Source organism: Petrimonas sulfuriphila, from assembly GCA_038561985.1.
Taxonomy (GTDB): Bacteria; Bacteroidota; Bacteroidia; order Bacteroidales; family Dysgonomonadaceae; genus Petrimonas; species Petrimonas sulfuriphila.
Window position 1 is genome coordinate 1156731 of record CP073276.1, and the last position, 18061, is coordinate 1174791.

The window sequence follows — 18061 nt, forward strand, 5'->3', positions numbered from 1 at the left end:
ACCTCACGATCCTTTTATGGAGGTTATGTCCGTTAATCACCTCTGCCCGTTGCACAACCGGTCGGTTAGAGTGTGAGCACGACCTTTCGTAGGATGATGTCAAACTAAGAACGGGATTTTTTAACCCCTCCAAGGTCTTACACGCTGTACGTTCGACAGAGTATCTAAAAGAATATTCGTATCATCAACAATTTGAAAATCATACATCCCGACACAGATAAAATCAGCACCGTTGTCAAATGCATACTTGAAACCATCTTTAGGCTCAATTGCACCTGCAGCCAACACCTTGAATGCAATCCTCGGTTCTTCTAGGGCATTCATAAAATCAATTGTTTCCTGGGGTTCGAAACAATACATATTATCGTGCCATTCTGAGTCCGGTTGTGCAGACCAATAATTATGATGGTGAAGTGTTTTAACCCAAAAATCCGGCTTTATTCCATTTTCTACGCAAGCTTTGATCGTTTCTAACCGGTGGGCTCCTATTCCTACGGGTTTCCCGTAACTGCGTAAACAAACGCTCCTATAAATGGAACCGAAATCAAATCTTTCAACAGTTCACGACGACCGACAACCAGTCCTTTCTGCGGCTCCGGGGGGACCGGTCTAATCCACACGTCATATCTGCTGACAAAAAAAACAATAAGATGGCAGCAAATAGTGATGCCCAACGAACATACAGTCCGACAAATAAGGAAATTCCTATTAAAATCAGCCCCCAAATGTTTAGATAGTACATTCCGGTGATGCTAACTCCTTGACCGGAATGAGGGATCAGTATTCCGTGGGGCGCAGAATAAAACGGAATTTGTATTAAGCATATAATTGTAGGAATGCACGACATAATTCTTTATCAGTTAAATTTACGTATGAAGAAGCGGGTAATTTCTTTGTTTCTTATAAGCTAAATGAATTTGGGTTTTTAAATCACCATAAGTTAATGGGTCAGTAAGTCTTTTAAGTGAGTTCAAAATCCATCAGGCTGTAATTGATATTCTGCTCCTCGAATAATCTCAACGGAAAAAACACGATTGATTCTTGATAAATACCATGGAAGTTGCGGTGTGGAGATTTTTTAGTGCCACTGTTTATAGCTTGCCCTTGCTCACATGCTTTATTGCATTAAGTGAGCGATTGACGAACACCTTATAACCTGTTCTGTTTAATTTACGGGATTTACGGTTGTAGAAACGGGATGGTGATTGATACTGCTGCAGATTAAAAGCAGGAGGAGACCAGCGTATGATTTGGGAAAAGCTTCGATCAGGGCAGCCCGGGGGGTATGTTGAAAGGAACACAAGACGGTTTATGGGTTGCACTGTCGGTAAGGCAAAAATAGCCTTTGCCTGGCAGGAGAACAGGGGGAATGGGGATTTGAAGGTTTCTATGGTTGATGCTTTGGGTATCGGATCTGTATCTTATTTTGGTACACTTTTCTTTTGCGATTCCCCAATTTCCGCTGTGACCGGATTATTGAAGCTGCTAGAGAGAAATTCTCGAATGTGATCTTTAAACTGGGAGGGTATAGAAATGTAAAGGTTGTTTTTGCCGGGGGGAGGGCAGAGCTCAAATATAATCTATTGACTCATCACAAACATTCATACCTTATAGTAATCAGAGTCATACAATCTATTTTGTTTCCCATAATTGACTGCCAGTTAAATAATTCTTAGAGAAAATTTGAGACTCAACTTCTTTTCAATAACTTTGATCGTATTTCGGATGATTGGAATTTGGTGTAATTACAAATATAGTTTATGAGTTAGGATGCCCTAAGGAGAAAACGAAAGAGAAGCCATCTTTGCAAAACTGTTTACCATTGATCTGGAAACTGAAAATAAGTAAAAAGAGCCTGTGGGATGAATAAGTGTATTGTGGAATGAATTAATAAAAAAAATACGGGATGAAAACATCAGAAGAAAACATAATCAATTCAGACATAGGGGAGTTGTATAACTCAGTTTTTCAACTTATTTCAGAGACAAGAAAACGAGTCGCCGCATTTGTAAATGCCGAAGCCACGTTGTTGAATTTCAAAGTTGGTAAGCACATACAAACTTTCATCCTCCAGGGAAATAGGGCCACATATGGCCAACAAATCATTATCAGGCTATCTGAAAACCTTACCCAAGCCATTGGCTCCGGATGGTCTGACAAGCATCTTCGGCATTGTCTCCGCGTTGCAGAGAATTTTACAGAGGAGCAGATTGTCTCCGCAGCGCAGAGACAATTAAGTTGGACACACCTCAAAACATTAGCTTATGAGAAAGATCCGCTTAAACGGAATTTTTATCTTGAAATGGCCATCTTAGAAAACTGGAACACCAGAGCACTGGCAGATCAAATGGATAAGATGCTATACGAACGTACTGCCATTTCAACAAAGCCTGAAACACAAATAGCAAAGGTGCTAAACGATTTGAAAGAAGATCACACCTTAAACCCCGAACTGGTATTTAAAAGCAGCTATATACTTGATTTTCTGGGTTTGCAAGGAATGTATTCAGAGAAAGACGTGGAAAACGCCTTGATTGCGAACCTACAACAATTCATTATGGAACTGGGGAGCGGTTTTGCATTCTTGGAACGACAAAAACGGATATCGGTTGATGCTATTGATTACCATTTGGACTTGCTTTTTTACCATCGCAAGCTAAAAAGACTGGTGGCAATTGATCTTAAACTAGGAAAGTTTAAACCCGAACACAAAGCCCAAATGGAGTTATACTTGCGCTGGCTGCAAAAAAACGAAATGTTACGGGGTGAGGAAACACCTATCGGGCTCTTGCTATGCAGCGAAGGCAATACCGAACATATTGAACTATTGATGCTCGATAATAACCAGATAAAAGTAGCTCAATACCTTACTGAGCTACCTGATAAACAATGGTTTGCCGACAAACTACATAAGGCACTGGAAATTGCTAAAATGAACCAAATTGAGGAAAAATGATGTCGGCAACAGCCGGAGACAGGTCTTCAAAATTGACTAGAAAGATTGGTTATGGTATTTAAAAATTTCAATCCAGCACTTTGCATTTTCAATGCAAAATGGATAAGTGCTTAAATGTCTGCATTTTCTTGATTCACATAAAAAATGAAATAGGTCAAGACATGGATTTTAAGTTGCTTTCTAACTACAAATGTTATATATTCAGCTGGTTACACTGAAATGTTTTCGTTAAATTCGTTGCTTGGTTTCGTTGCCAAGATATGGGTATATCTTAACTTCATTCGATTACATAAAAACAATATGCGTTATGTTTGAAATCAGGGATTTTCACAAGGATGTTTTTGTAGATGGGCATATCATCTTTGATACTGACAAAGAAGTATCCTACCTAGATTTAGTAGCTTATTCAAATCTAAATAAAGATCAATTTACAGAGGTAATATTTGCTGATAAATCATTAAATGAAAACGGTAAGATAGTTAAGTACGTTAATAACGACCAAATTTGCCGAGACGACATCATATATCACACAGCAGGGGAAATTTCCAGTTATGGGAATGAAATTGTTATAGAAAATCCATACCGCTGCATCTACTCATACAACTACAACATATACGGTATGTGGGAAGTTTTAAACAGGAACAAGCGTATAGATGATCTATCAACAGAAGAGACTACAGAATTTAATTCATACAGAAACTACAGCCTGTCAAGAAATATTCACCGTATGATTTATCTCTCTGTCTTTTCAAATTATGAACTCTTCATGATGGAGATATTAATAGCATGTTATTCAAGATTTCCTGAAATAAAAGAAATGTACAACATAAGTAAAAAATTTCACGGACTGACAGAAGAAAAAGTAATTGAGAAATTGAGGAGATCCCATTACAATAATTTTGAAGTGGTTGATTCCCTTTTTTCAACTTTACTCGGAATTAAAATACCTGATTACACATATTTAAAAACTGCATATGACACGAGAAATGATATTGCACACAGATATCATTTCTCCATTGATGGAGGAATAGTTGAAATCTCAACGGAAGAACTTGAGGATCATGTGAATAATACAAATAATTTCGTTTATGAACTATTTGAGAAAGTGATTGATGTGGTATATCAATCGCAATAAAAACGCCATCCTAATATAACTCATATTTAGCATAAATAACACGATAAACCATTGAATTTTTGATGAAATCAATAATAAGGTAATAAGACTGTAAAATCCAGGTGAAGCAGAATGTTTTATTTTGTAAATTTGTACTTTAATCACTTTAAAGTTATATTTTACTGTCTGATATGATATGAACATACTGGTTACTAACGACTAAGACAATTGCATACAAGTATAATATGAATAAACAACAATTGGCAGCCAAGATATGGCAGTCTGCTAATCAAATGCGTTCTAAGATTGACGCCAATGAATACAAAGACTATATCCTAGGTTTCATTTTTTATAAATACCTCTCCGACAGGGAAATTATTTTCGCAAAAAAAGTTGATTATTCTGATGAGGACATCAAGTCACTTTCGGAGGAGGATATCGAAGCTGTTGAGTACTTTAAAAAAAATATTGGTTATTTCATCTCTTATAAGGATCTCTTTTCCACTTGGATTAAAATGGGAAAAGACTTTGATGTATCGAATGTAAGGGATGCGTTGTCTGCATTTAGTCGTCTGATAAGTCCGGCACACAAGAAACTATTCGATGGCGTTTTCGACACTTTGCAAACCGGACTGAGCAAACTGGGTGAGAGTGCTGCCTCCCAGACAAAAGCAATCAGTGATCTCATTCATTTGATCAAAGGAATACCCATGGATGCCAAGCAGGATTATGATATGCTTGGATTCATTTATGAGTATCTGATAGGTATGTTTGCTGCAAATGCAGGAAAGAAAGCCGGTGAATTTTATACTCCTCACGAGGTTTCCCTGTTGATGTCAGAGATTATCGCTGATCATCTGAAAGACAAAAAGGAGATTCAAATATACGACCCTACAAGTGGATCCGGCTCACTGCTTATTAACATTGGAAAGAGTGTTGCCAAACATGTTGACGATGAAAACAACATCAAATATTATGCACAGGAGTTAAAGCAGAACACCTATAACCTCACTCGCATGAATCTGGTTATGCGTGGCCTTTTACCGCACAATATCGTTACCCGCAATGGTGATACGTTGGAAGATGATTGGCCCTATTTCGAAGAGAGTGATCCCATCGGTTCTTACAATCCCCTCTATGTGGATGCAGTTGTATCCAATCCGCCCTACTCGCAAAAATGGGATTCAGATAATAAAGATGCGGATCCGCGTTATGCGAGTTATGGACTTGCTCCAAAAGGAAAAGCCGACTATGCATTTCTCCTACACGATCTGTATCACGTGAAGCCTGAAGGAATAATGACAATTGTTCTTCCTCATGGTGTACTGTTCCGTGGTGGTGAAGAGGGAGTCATTCGGAAAAATCTGATCGAGCGAAACAATATTGATGCGATTATTGGACTTCCGTCAAATATCTTTTTTGGCACAGGCATTCCAACCATCATAATGGTTTTAAGACAGAAAAGAGAGAGAACGGATGTTTTAATAGTTGATGCTTCAAAAGGTTTCATCAAGGAAGGTAAAAACAATAAGCTTCGTGCATGCGATATCAGGAAAATAGCAGATACCGTGATCAAAAGAAAGCCTCAACCTAAATTTGCAAGATTAGTTACTCGGGATGAGATACGGGAAAATGATTATAATCTGAATATACCACGATATGTCGATTCCTCAGAAACGACAGAAAGCTGGGATATTTATGCAACCATGTTTGGTGGTATCCCGGTAAAAGAGATTGATGAGCTCAACAAATATTGGGATGCTCTGCCCGGTTTAAAAGAAACAATATTCTCGAATATTTCTACCGATTATGCAGAACTTAAAGCCGATGAATTGAAACATACAATCACAAACCATCTATCAGTAAAAACGTTCGTGGATAGTTTTCATCAATCATTTGCCGGTTTTGATGATTTCTTAAAAAATGAACTTTTGGCCAATACTGAATCTGTTAAAGTTAACAGTGAAGAGACCGTATTGAGTGAGGCAATATTCAGTCGTTTAGAATCTATTCCGCTTATAGATAAATATGATGCTTACCAGATTCTCGATGACCGATGGAATGTAATTTCAGTGGATCTGGAGATTATCCAAACCGAAGGTTTTTCGGCTAATAAGGCAGTCGACCCCAATATGGTCATTAAGAAGGTAAAAGGTAAAGACCAGGAAGTCCAGGAAGGTTGGGTTGGCCGGATTATGCCCTTTGAACTTGTACAGGAAACATATCTGAAAAATGAACTAAAGCAGATAAAAGAGAAAGAGCAGCGACTCCTTGAAATAACTTCCGGTATAGAGGAACTGTTTGACTCATTTTCCGAAGAGGAAAAAGAAGGAGATACTGTGAATGAAGCAAAAGATAGTTTTGTCAATGCAGCAGTTGGAAAAGAAGCTAAACTGCTAAAAGTTGAAGAGAAGAAAAATGGAGTTTTCGAAGAGGATACATACGAGGCTAAAATACTGAAAGTTGACAAGCTGATCGATGAACAAAAAAAACTCAACAGTCAGGTGAAAGCCGAAACTGCAAAGCTTCATGGAAAGACAAAAAAAACTATTGAAGAGCTGACTGATGAACAGGTTTATGAACTACTCGAATTAAAATGGATCACTCCTTTGATCAACTCGCTGAATAATTTGCCTGGAAGTGTTCTGCTGCAGCTAGTGGACAAGGTACAAGCATTAGCCGAAAAATACGCTACTACTTTTGCTGATGTCATGAATGAGATAGATAAAACCAAGAGCTCTTTAGCTTTACAAATTGACGAACTTACCGGGAATGAGTTTGATATGAAAGGTTTGAGTGAGTTTAAGGTTTTATTAAATGCAGAGTAAGATGGGAGAAAAGAATAATATTCCACAGATTCGGTTTAATGGATTTGATGAATCTTGGGAAGTTAAGAAATTAGGAGAAATAGGGTTTACATATTCTGGATTGTTTGGAAAATCAAAAATTGATTTCGGCCACGGTGAAGGGAAATACATAACTTACATGAATATTTTCTCTAATCCAATTACGAACGTAGATATTACTGCTCCTATTGAGATTGATATCAATCAAAATGAAGTTGAATTTGGTGATGTATTTTTTACCACTTCATCTGAGACACCAGAAGAAGTTGGTATGACCTCAGTTTGGCTTGGTTCTGGTAAAAACACGTATTTAAATAGTTTTTGTTTTGGCTATAGACTTACAGAAGAATTAGATAGTTATTTTATCGCATATTTACTTCGTTCTTTCAATACAAGAAAAAAAATTACTTACCTAGCTCAAGGAATTTCTCGCTATAACATTTCTAAAAATAAAGTAATGCAAATCTGCATTTCGAGGCCAAAAATAAGTGAGCAATACCACATAGGATCTTATTTCCAAAACCTCGATAAGCTAATAACTCTTCAACAACAAAAACACGATAAGCTGGTAACACTTAAGAAAGCGATGCTTGACAAAATGTTCCCCACAGAGGGGGCTGATGTTCCTGAAATTCGTTTTATGGGATTTACAGGAGATTGGGATGAGGAGAAACTTGGTGATATCGGTTATACATATACTGGATTAACTGGGAAAACAAAAGCGGATTTTGGACATGGAAATGGAAAGTATATTACTTATATGAATGTATTCTCAAATCCAGTAGCAGATAATGATATAACAGAAGCAATTGAAGTCGACAACAATCAAAACAAAGTGCAATTTGGAGATGTGTTTTTTACAACTTCTTCAGAAACACCGGAAGAGGTGGGAATGTCTTCAGTGTGGCTTAAGAATTGCCATAATACCTATTTAAATAGCTTCTGTTTTGGATACCGTCCTAATATAAAAGTTGATAATTACTATTTCGCCTATTTATTACGATCAACAGTTATAAGAAAGAGAATTATTTTTTTAGCCCAAGGAATTTCACGGTATAATATTTCAAAAAACAAAGTAATGGAGATAAGTGTGCCATTACCGAATTTAGAGGAACAGAAACAAATCGGCTCTTATTTCCAAAATCTTGATAAACTAATATCACTACACCAGCAAGAGATACAAAAACTCAAAAACATAAAAAAAGCCTGTCTGGAAAAGATGTTTGTATAAGCATACACAGTTTATCATTAAAAGCACATTTATCATGATCTATACATCAGAAGCAGAATTCGAAAGAGCCTTAATTCAAGAGCTAACTAAATATGGATGGGAGAAAGAGGTTCTAAAGAGACCATCTGAAAAAGATTTGCTTGACAACTGGGCGAACATTCTGTTTGAAAACAATAGGGATATCGACAAGTTGAATGATACCCGCTTGACTGATGGTGAAATGGATCAGATTATTGAGCAGATCATCGGGTTAAGAACACCGAATAAACTCAACGGTTTTATTAATGGCAAAACAGTTTCTATCAAGCGAGATAATCCTGACGATGCTTTACATTTCGGGAAGGAAGTTAGCCTGAAAATTTATGACCGACACGAAATTGCAGCCGGACAAAGTAGATACCAGATTGTTCAGCAACCACAATATAAAGGATCGACAAATATTCAACACGACCGTCGGGGTGACCTTATGCTCTTGATTAACGGTATGCCTGTTATTCATATAGAGTTGAAGAAAAGTGGTGTATCGGTTAGTCAGGCTTATTATCAGATAGAAAAATATATGCACGAAGGTATATTTCAGGGCATATTTTCGTTAATACAGGTGTTTGTGGCAATGGAGCCCCAGGAAACAAGATACTTCGCAAATCCCGGACCGGATGGAATATTCAATAAGGATTACTATTTCCATTGGGCCGACTTTAATAACGAACCGTTAAACAATTGGAAAAATATTGCATCAACTCTTCTATCTATACCCATGGCTCATCAATTAATCGGTTTTTATACCGTGGCGGATGATTCCGATGGCATTTTAAAAGTGATGCGCAGTTATCAGTATTATGCTGCCAATGCTATTTCTGACAAAGTTTCACAATACGATTGGGGATCCAAAAATCAGCTTGGAGGGTATATTGAGCATACTACCGGCTCAGGAAAAACAATGACCAGTTTCAAATCGGCACAACTGATTGCCAATTCTAAGGATGCGGATAAGGTAATTTTCCTGATGGACAGGATCGAGCTGGGTACACAGTCATTGCGGGAGTATGAAGGTTTTGCCGAGGAGAATGAAGATGTCCAGGCAACTGAGAATACTGCTATTTTGGTAACGAAGCTTAAAAGCGCTGATCCCGCAAATACGCTTATTGTTACATCCATTCAAAAGATGAGCAGAATCAAAGTTGAAGATGATGGACTTAATGCTCATGATATTAAACTGATGAATTCTAAAAGGATTGTTTTTATTGTGGATGAAGCACATCGTTCTACTTTTGGCGAAATGCTCATCACCGTTAAAGATACCTTTCCATCTGCGCTTTTTTTTGGATTTACGGGCACTCCTATCCAAATTGAAAACCAAAAACACAAGAACACTACCACAACAGTATTTGGAAATGAGTTGCACAGGTATAGCATTGCTGATGGTATACGTGATAAAAATGTGTTGGGGTTCGATCCTTATAAGGTTTTAACCTATAGGGACAGGGATTTGAGGAAAGCGGTTGCTTTAGAGATATCGAAAGCAAGGGATGAAAAGGAGGCGCTTTCTGATCCCGCTAAGAGTAAAATATTCAACCGATATATGCGTCCAACTACAGTGAAGATGGCTGGGTACATCGATCAGGGGGGGAGATACGTGAAGGGGATAGAAGATTTACTCCCTAATACCCAGTATCTACGTGACGAACATAAAATGAAAGTTGTGGAGGATATCAGGGATAACTGGTTAACACTGAGTCAAAACGGGAAGTTCCACGCACTTTTTGCAACCCATAGTATTCCTGAAGCAATAGAGTATTACAGATTGATGAAAGGGCTTATGCCTGCACTGAAAATAACTGCTTTGTTTGATCCAAATATTGATAATAAGGCTGGTGTAATCTACAAAGAGGATGGGTTGATTGAGATCATGAAGGACTATAACCTCAGATATGATCAGGATTTTACGTTAGCGAGTCATGGAAAATTTAAAAAGGATATCTCTGCGAGATTGGCCCATAAGAGTCCTTATTTGAGAATAGAAAACAATCCTGAAAAGCAACTGGATTTACTGATTGTGGTAGATCAGATGCTTACCGGTTTTGACTCTAAATGGGTGAATACGCTATACCTGGATAAAGTGCTCAAGTATGAGAATATCATTCAGGCTTTTTCTCGTACAAATCGTTTGTTCGGTCCTGATAAACCCTTTGGAACAATAAGGTATTATAGGAAGCCGCATACCATGGAGCGGTATATCGAGAAGGCGGTCAAGTTGTATTCCGGTGATAGACCACTTGGTTTATTCGTACAGAAGCTGGAAAGCAATTTAAATAAGATGATCTCGATTTATGAAGAGATTGATGAGTTGTTTATAAATACAGATATTCCGGACTTTGAAAAACTGCCCGATAATCTCTCCGAGCGTGGCAAATTCGCTAAGTTGTTTAAAGAGTTTAATGAGTATTTAGAAGCAGCAAAAATTCAAGGTTTTAAATGGAATAGGTCCCAGTACATATTTGGAAAAGGAAAAAATCAAACAGCCGTTTTTATACCTTTTGGTGAGGATCAATATTTGGTGTTAGCTCTTCGTTATAAAGAGTTGTCAACCGGCGGCGGTGGTGGTAGTACTACCGGTGGTGATATTCCATTTGAAATTGTAGGCCATTTAACCGAGATTGATACAGGTGTGATCGATACAAACTACATGAACTCGCGGTTTACAAAATATTTAAAAACCCTGAAACAGGAAGGTGCCGACAGTGAGCAATTTCTAAATGCGCTGGAAGAACTGCATAAATCATTTGCCTATCTTACATATGAAGAACAAAAATATGCCAATATTTTTCTCAACGATGTGTATAGAGGTGATGTAATCGTGAATCCGAAAAACACATTGAGAGATTACATCACACAATACCAGACCAATGCGAAAAATACTGAAATTCACAAATTTGCGTTACTGTTCGGACTAGATGAAGATAAGCTCCGCTACATGATGAATTCTAAGATTACTGAGGCCAACATCAATGAGTATGGCCGTTTTGATGATCTTAAAGAGACGATTGATAAAGAAAAAGTAAAGCAATATTTTGAAAATATTGAAGGAAAAAAAATCCCTCAATTTAGAGTAAATATCAAGGCTCAAAACTTACTTAGAGAATTTATCATCAGCGGTGGGTTTGAGATAGATTAAATAGAATTAGTCTTGATTTATTCTGACAATGGGCGTTTTTATTATAATACATATTTATCACGATACCAAAAAATATTTACTGCATTTGACAATGAAAAACAGAATCATAACTCCAAACCGGCGGTGCAATAAAAAGGAGAAATAGAAAAACGTATAGAAAAAACGTAAATGCCACAGAGTGAGATTATTGCTATGATGATTTGTTTTCAATGTGGAATGTTTCAAAATTTCAAGAATTATTACCTGTTTTATATTTGTCAGCACATGAAGAGCTATTTTCCAAATGCCGTATCATACAACCGTTTTATCGAGTTGCAACCCAGGGCTATTGTGCCTTTCATGCTTTTGCTTAAATTGGTTGGATTTGGTGAATGCACAGGCATTACATTACATATGTGGATAGTACTCCCATCAAAGTATACCATAACAAGCGTATACATTCAAACAAAGTATTCAAAGGTCTGGCCCAAAGAGGGAAAAGTACAATGGGTTGGTTTTTTGGGTTCAAACTCCATTTAGTCTGTAACGAAAAGGGTGAATTACTGAATTCCTCTCTCACAAAAGGCAATGTTAACGATAGAAACCCTCATGTAATTATTTAATTCTTTCATATTTAACCATAATAAATCCACAGGGTGACATTGTAAAAGTAGAGTTTAAATGTTTCTTGGAAAGATTTATTGTTTGCAGAGAAATATTATCTCTTTCATTTTCAAAATTTGCTTTACTTATATCACTGTTATCAATTTTCCACATTGTAACAGGTATATAACCATTCGGCACATTTATATTAACTTTTTGTTTTTTATCATGAGAACGGTTTATCAAAGCGATTTGCATATCTCCGTCCTCTGTCATCACTGCTGATCCGTCTATATAGGTCAATGTAATATCTCCTGTATTGAGCTCTTTACTTATAGCTCCATCAAGGGATATCGTATTAACCGGTATAGTAGTCTCTGGGCCCTTTATTGTAAAATCCAATTTTTTCCCAGTCATATATTTTCGGTATAAATCGAAAATATAATAAATTGGAGTTACATATGCATCGTCGTTCCCTACAGTTCTAACCATTCCGTGACCATTTATAGGAAATATATAATTTGCCATTCCTACATAGGGACTCTGACGTATAAATACATTTAACATCCCGGCGATAGTTACAATATCAAATAATCTTCTGGGATCATTTCTTGTAAAAGTATATTTTTCTCCATTAAAAACAGAATGACGACAATTCCATTCATCAATACTGAATCGTACTGGCTTGTCGGTACGTCCGAATTTAGTATTGATTACATTTAATAGTTCTGCATTCTTTTGAAGATGGACTTCTATTTTAGCTGGTGAATATAATGTTTGCTCTGGATTTTGAAGTTTTTCGTCTTTAACCTTTGCCCCCATATAAAAGTGGATCGTAAGGAAATCAATTAGTCCCCCATTCTTTTGTAAAATAGTATCGTTCCATTCGTACGTATAACCAACTCCCAATAACTCTAGATCCGGATACTGAAAACGAATAGCACTAGACCATCGGAGAAGCCTCTCTGCGTATTGTACAGCAGTCTCTTTTTTATTAATTCCATATGAACCATAATTTTCATTTCCTATACCCCAATATTTAACTCCATAAGGTTCTTCATGTCCGTTATGTGCTCTTTTCTTTCCCATAATTGTTTCTGTAGAACCATTTACATATTCTATCCAACTTAAGGCATCACCCAATGATGCTCCAAATACGGGATGATTTGCCATATTGAAGTTTATATAGGGTTCTGTTCCAATTTTTTTACACCATTGTAAAAATTCATCCGTACCAAATTGATGGGTTTCAGTTCCGTTCCATGCAGATTCATGCATAACAGGTCTCTCTTCTTTCGGTCCAATACCTTTCCTCCAATCGTACTCATGTACGAATGTACCACCCGGCCATCTCATTACTGGCATATCAAGTGGCTTAAGTAATTCATTTACTTTACTGTTCTCTTCACCATCCTCATTTATAAGTCCTCCATAAATAATTTTGTCATTACAGTCTTCCAGCATTTGTCCATAGATCATAGGATCTATGGATACCAGATTATCTGGAATTTCTATTGATACTGTCGTTGGCTGTTTATCTATTTTTTGTCCGTATATAACCGACAATGGAAAACATAATGATAAATAGAGGAACAAGAATTTTATTTTTCTACGATTCATATTACAAATTATTTTAATTATTAATATTTCTGATGACTCCCAGTTTGCCTACTAGTAATTGCACACAAAAAAAGCAAAAGAGATAGGCTCCACCGATATAAATAAATATGGGTAAGTAAGAATGTGCAGTTATTGTATTACCTATCATTTGCTGCGAGATAACACCTGTAATGCCGCCCAAGGTGCCGCCTATACCGGTCAAGGTTGCCTGCACTTGTTTAGGGTAAATTTCCGACGGTATGGTGATGTTCGCCCAAAGGCCGTGCGACAACATAATTCCGGAAATAAGTAATACTGCGATTATGGGATTAGCCCCCGAAAACAAAACGAAACACAACAGTGGTATGAGCAAAGAAGCCATGGCCATAACGGTTTTTCTAGATTTGTTCAAAGACCACCCCCGCTGTTCTATCAATAACTTTGGGATATATCCTCCAAGTATTGTTCCCAATCCCATTGCTGTATAGGGTAACCAAGCAGCGAATCCCAACTCTTTTAAGGATAAACCTTGTACATCCTGTAGATATTTCGGTATCCAAAAAAGCAAAAAATAAGTTACCGGGTCAATTAATATTCTGGCAGAAAAGCATCCCCATGTTTCTTTCCTTTTAAGCAAATCCTTTAACTTAATTTTTTTCTCTCCCTCATTGTCTGTACTAGGGATGTCATCCTGAAGGATATACTCCTTTTCCTCTTTTGTGATTTTAGGATGATCTTGGGGGCTGTAATAATTTCTAAGCCAAAAGAATAACCAAACAAAACCTAGGAGACCTGTTACTAAGAAAGCAATCCTCCACCCAAAAGCTAAAGCAATGAAAGAAACCAAAGGAACAGCTACGGCAGCACCAATTGCAGTACCGGCATTAAATATGCCTATTGCCAAAGCCCTTTCTTTTAGAGGGAACCATTCTGTAGAAGCTTTAACGCCTGCCGGAAAATTTGCTGATTCAGTAATTCCCAAGAAGAAGCGTACTATGGAGAATTGGGCCAAAGTACTTACTACAGCATGCATCGCAGCAACAAAAGACCAGCTTCCCACAGCTATGCCAAACCCCTTTCTTGTACCTATCCTGTCTACAATCTTACCACTAAGGGCATACATTAAAGTATAGCTAAATACAAATAAAGAAGTAAGATTGGCATAATCAATATCCGACCAACTAAACTCTGCTTGAATTGTTGATGCTAAAATGGCAAAAGCATTTCTGTCCAAAGCATTCAGACCGGACGCCAAACACAACAGAAGTGAAATTTTCCACCTAACAGCCTGATTACTCAAAAACTTATTTTTATCTTTTATTGATAAATGGGTTATAATGTTCTGCTTTCTCTCCATCACTGTTTTTAGTATCTAATATTAAATCAGGATCAACAATCTTATCGATATTTTCATTTAGCAGATATTGTCCTTGTTTTACCAGTTCTCTCCTTAATTGCTTAATGTCAATTTCTCGTGTACTGCATTTCTGACGAGATGCCATGGCAACAGCAACTCCGGCTGCTTGTCCCATCGCCGTGCAGGTGGCCATTACACGAATGGAGCCATGCGCGATATGGGTTGCAGAGATAGGCCGTCCTGCAACCAATAGATTCGATAGATCTTTGGGGATCAGGCAACGGTAAGGAATCTCATATACTGATTTTCCGGAGCCCGTGAAGATTTGCTTCTTTCCATGAGGAGGATGGATATCTATGGCAAAAGTACCACAGGCAATGCCGTCTTCAAACGAGGCGCTATTCAAAACTTCCTGTTCGGTTAATACATAATCACCGACTATTCTTCTGGTTTCACGGATCCCGACTTGTATACCACTATCATGAATGTATGAGTTTTCGAAGCCTCCAATATACTTTCGAATAAATGTATGTACTTCTATAACTTGTTTTCGCAAAGCAATTTCGGCTCGGGTTATATCCGCAGTTTTTGTCCCATCAATGTTCTGTATACGGGTCGTATTAACACTGAATACCCCTGGAATGGGTAATTCGTACATAAGGATGCGAGGGGCTACCTCCGAATCTAGCATTCCGGTTTCTTTTTCCTGTTGAACTAAACTGTTCATCCCCAAGAAAGCTATAGCCTTTTGTTTATCAATTTGTTCATCACATGGTGAATCTTTCAGCAAGTCTCGGTTCTTTTTCATCCAGTTGCGTAGTTGTGCCACGTCCACTCCGCCAACTCTGAAATAGAGTGTTGCTGGCTGCATCGACCCATCTTCGTCTTTACCCTTTGCAAAAGGTACACCCGAAAAGGCTGCAACATCGGCATCACCTGTACAGTCAACAATATATTGGGGGCAAATAGCTTGTCGCCCAGATTTATTCTCAATGATAACCGATTCTACAACACCGTTGACTACATTCGCATCAACAATCCATGTATGAAAAAGCATTTCTACACCTGCCTCTTCCAACATCTCGATAAGAATTATTTTTGCTCTTTCTGCATCGAAAGGAGTCATGGACGCATTGTCGAAAGTCAAGTCAGCCACATGCCCTAAGGAAGCTCCCATCTGTTTCATTCGGTCTACAAATTCCTCGGCTATTCCTCGGATTACTTGGTTGCCTTTTTCGTCATGGAATGTAAAAAACGGATTTACCATTGCCGTGGTCAGATTACCGCCCGGGAAACCATATCTTTCGATAAGCATTGTCTTTACCCCCGACCGTGCGGCAGCAATTGCTGCACCGATCCCTGCAGGACCACCTCCTGCAACTAATACTTCCGGAGTTGCTATTACCGGAATTTTTCGTTGTTTTTCTATTATATATTCCATTATAACAATGCTTTTTAAGGCTGTAATAGAAGAATTGCTATTCTTCTATTACAGCTTAGCTGTTTTAAAATAAATCATGAATAGTGATCAATATCCTGGATTTTGCGTCAGATTAGGATTTGCCTGACGTTCCGATGTAGGGATAGGTGATAGATAATCGCGATTAGGATCAAAATAACGGACTCCCAGTTTAGTTCCAAATTTATCCTTTTCTGCGAAATTTGTATAGTCCGGATTTCCATATTCATCGATAAGTGGAGCAGCTGACGGATAACCGGTTGGGAATCGTCCATAACATGTTCCATTCATTAGTCTATCCGCTATTTTCCACCGACGAATATCAAATAACCGGAGTCCTTCACCGGCCAGTTCATATTTGCGCTCTTTTCTGATTACAGAACGAAGCTCTTGTTGATTTTTGCCTTTGGTTATTTCAGGCATATTGGCTCTCCTTCGGACTTTATTGATCGACTCATACATGGTATCATCCAATTGGTTTGCTTCAATTTTCGCTTCTGCATACATTAATAGAATGTCTGCATAACGAAATGCGATAGCATTAATGGAAGAAACTCCGTCAGTCCGTAATTCAAGCGGATCGCAATACTTTCTCCAACAAAAACCTGAAAAACTTGCGTAAGCATGTGTTGCATCAAGATTAGCAATTCGTACTGCTGGAGATTGATTATAATTCCAACATAGAATGCTGTCTTTGTCAGTCTCAAATTGATAACCGAAGTATATACTACCGGGTAAAGCAACAGTATGATTGAGCCGTGGATCCCTATTTTCCCAAGGTTTCTTCGGATTATATAATGGGGATTTATCAATAGATAGTCCGTCAATACATTCATAGGAATCCACTAAAGCCTGTACCGGCATTTTGTTCGAAAATCCACCTCCCAATCTTGATTTCATACGACTTGGCATTCCCTGACTTTTATCGTCCTGATTAAATTGAATTGCCCATATAATTTCTTTGGATGTTTTTCCTTTTAACATGGTAATATCACCATAATTAGGTTCTAGAATATATTCAACACCTTCAAGTTCCATTATTTTCTCACAAGCGTTAATTGCATCTTGCCAACGTTCATTATACAAAGCTGTACGTGCTTTTACAGCCCATGCAAACCCCTTTGTTATCGCCATAGTATTAGGCTGATTTTCCTGTTGCAAATACTGAGCGGCTTCATCACATTGGGAAATGATAAAATCTACAACTTTTTCTATCGGATCTCTGCTAACATATGCTTCATCCAATGTTAGCGTATGGTCAATCAATGGTACATCTCCAAACATAGAAGTAAGAGTGAGATAACAGTATGCTCTTAATACTTTGGCTTCTGCCTTATACCTCTCTATTTTATCTGCCGATACGTTATTACTGGCCCTATCGATATTTTCAAGTATAAAATTACATCGACTAATACTCTTGTACATATTTACCCAAATATCTTTTAATTGCCAAGCCGTAGAAGTTTGATACATTTGCTCAGGTTTGACGTCTCTTTCTGCTGAGATATCGGATCCTGTATCAAAGTAAATCATAAAAGGAATCTGATCATTAAATATATGGAAAGGTGTATGTATTCCTACAATAGCCATCTGAATCTCAATTTCTGTTCTTAGAAATGTTTCCGTTGAAGGATAATTTAATGGATATTTTTCCAAGGCGCTCTCGCATGAGACAAACAACAAGGAACATAATATGAATATGCTTAATGTTTTTCTATTTGTTTTCATAATATTATCTGTCT

Annotated in this window: 11 protein-coding genes; 6 read left to right on the forward strand and 5 right to left on the reverse strand. The window is 37.6% G+C overall.

Annotation, left to right across the window (positions count from 1 at the left end; genetic code table 11):
* Positions 1-120: 120 nt before the first annotated feature.
* Entirely contained in the window at positions 121-324 is a 204-nt protein-coding gene (locus KCV26_04675; GenBank protein ID WZX37677.1) for a hypothetical protein, read from the reverse strand.
* A 1582-nt stretch (positions 325-1906) separates the two neighbouring features.
* Between KCV26_04675 and KCV26_04680 the strand changes: the two genes are divergently transcribed.
* From KCV26_04680 to KCV26_04705, 6 genes are all read left to right on the forward strand, one after another.
* A complete protein-coding gene (locus KCV26_04680; protein ID WZX37678.1) occupies positions 1907-2956 on the forward strand; it encodes a DUF1016 family protein in 1050 nt (349 codons plus the stop codon).
* 307 nt (positions 2957-3263) lie between these two features.
* A complete protein-coding gene (locus KCV26_04685) occupies positions 3264-4091 on the forward strand; it encodes a hypothetical protein (protein WZX37679.1) in 828 nt (275 codons plus the stop codon).
* A gap of 224 nt (positions 4092-4315) precedes the next feature.
* A complete protein-coding gene (locus tag KCV26_04690; protein ID WZX37680.1) occupies positions 4316-6898 on the forward strand; it encodes a type I restriction-modification system subunit M in 2583 nt (860 codons plus the stop codon).
* 1 nt (position 6899) lies between these two features.
* Entirely contained in the window at positions 6900-8147 is a 1248-nt protein-coding gene (locus tag KCV26_04695) for a restriction endonuclease subunit S (GenBank protein ID WZX37681.1), read from the forward strand.
* Positions 8148-8181: 34 nt separating this feature from the next.
* Positions 8182-11322, forward strand: a complete 3141-nt coding sequence (locus tag KCV26_04700; GenBank protein ID WZX37682.1) for an HsdR family type I site-specific deoxyribonuclease — start codon at positions 8182-8184, stop codon at positions 11320-11322.
* Positions 11323-11717: 395 nt separating this feature from the next.
* Positions 11718-11924 carry a transposase gene (locus KCV26_04705; GenBank protein WZX37683.1) on the forward strand — a complete coding sequence of 69 codons (207 nt, stop codon included), beginning with the start codon at positions 11718-11720 and terminating at the stop codon, positions 11922-11924.
* On the opposite strand, the gene KCV26_04710 is transcribed toward KCV26_04705, so the two are convergent.
* The 4 genes from KCV26_04710 to KCV26_04725 form a co-directional block, all read right to left on the reverse strand.
* Positions 11917-13524, reverse strand: coding sequence for a hypothetical protein (locus KCV26_04710; GenBank protein ID WZX37684.1), 1608 nt, complete (start codon positions 13522-13524; stop codon positions 11917-11919). The genes KCV26_04705 and KCV26_04710 overlap by 8 nt on opposite strands.
* A 13-nt stretch (positions 13525-13537) precedes the next feature.
* Positions 13538-14860, reverse strand: coding sequence for an MFS transporter (locus KCV26_04715; GenBank protein ID WZX37685.1), 1323 nt, complete (start codon positions 14858-14860; stop codon positions 13538-13540).
* The gene (locus KCV26_04720; GenBank protein ID WZX37686.1) at positions 14814-16301 is read right to left on the reverse strand and encodes an FAD-dependent oxidoreductase; all 1488 of its coding nucleotides are present in this window, start codon (positions 16299-16301) and stop codon (positions 14814-14816) included. Before KCV26_04720 ends, KCV26_04715 begins: the two co-directional genes overlap by 47 nt.
* An 87-nt stretch (positions 16302-16388) precedes the next feature.
* Entirely contained in the window at positions 16389-18047 is a 1659-nt protein-coding gene (locus tag KCV26_04725) for a RagB/SusD family nutrient uptake outer membrane protein (protein WZX37687.1), read from the reverse strand.
* Between the last annotated feature and the right edge of the window lie 14 nt (positions 18048-18061).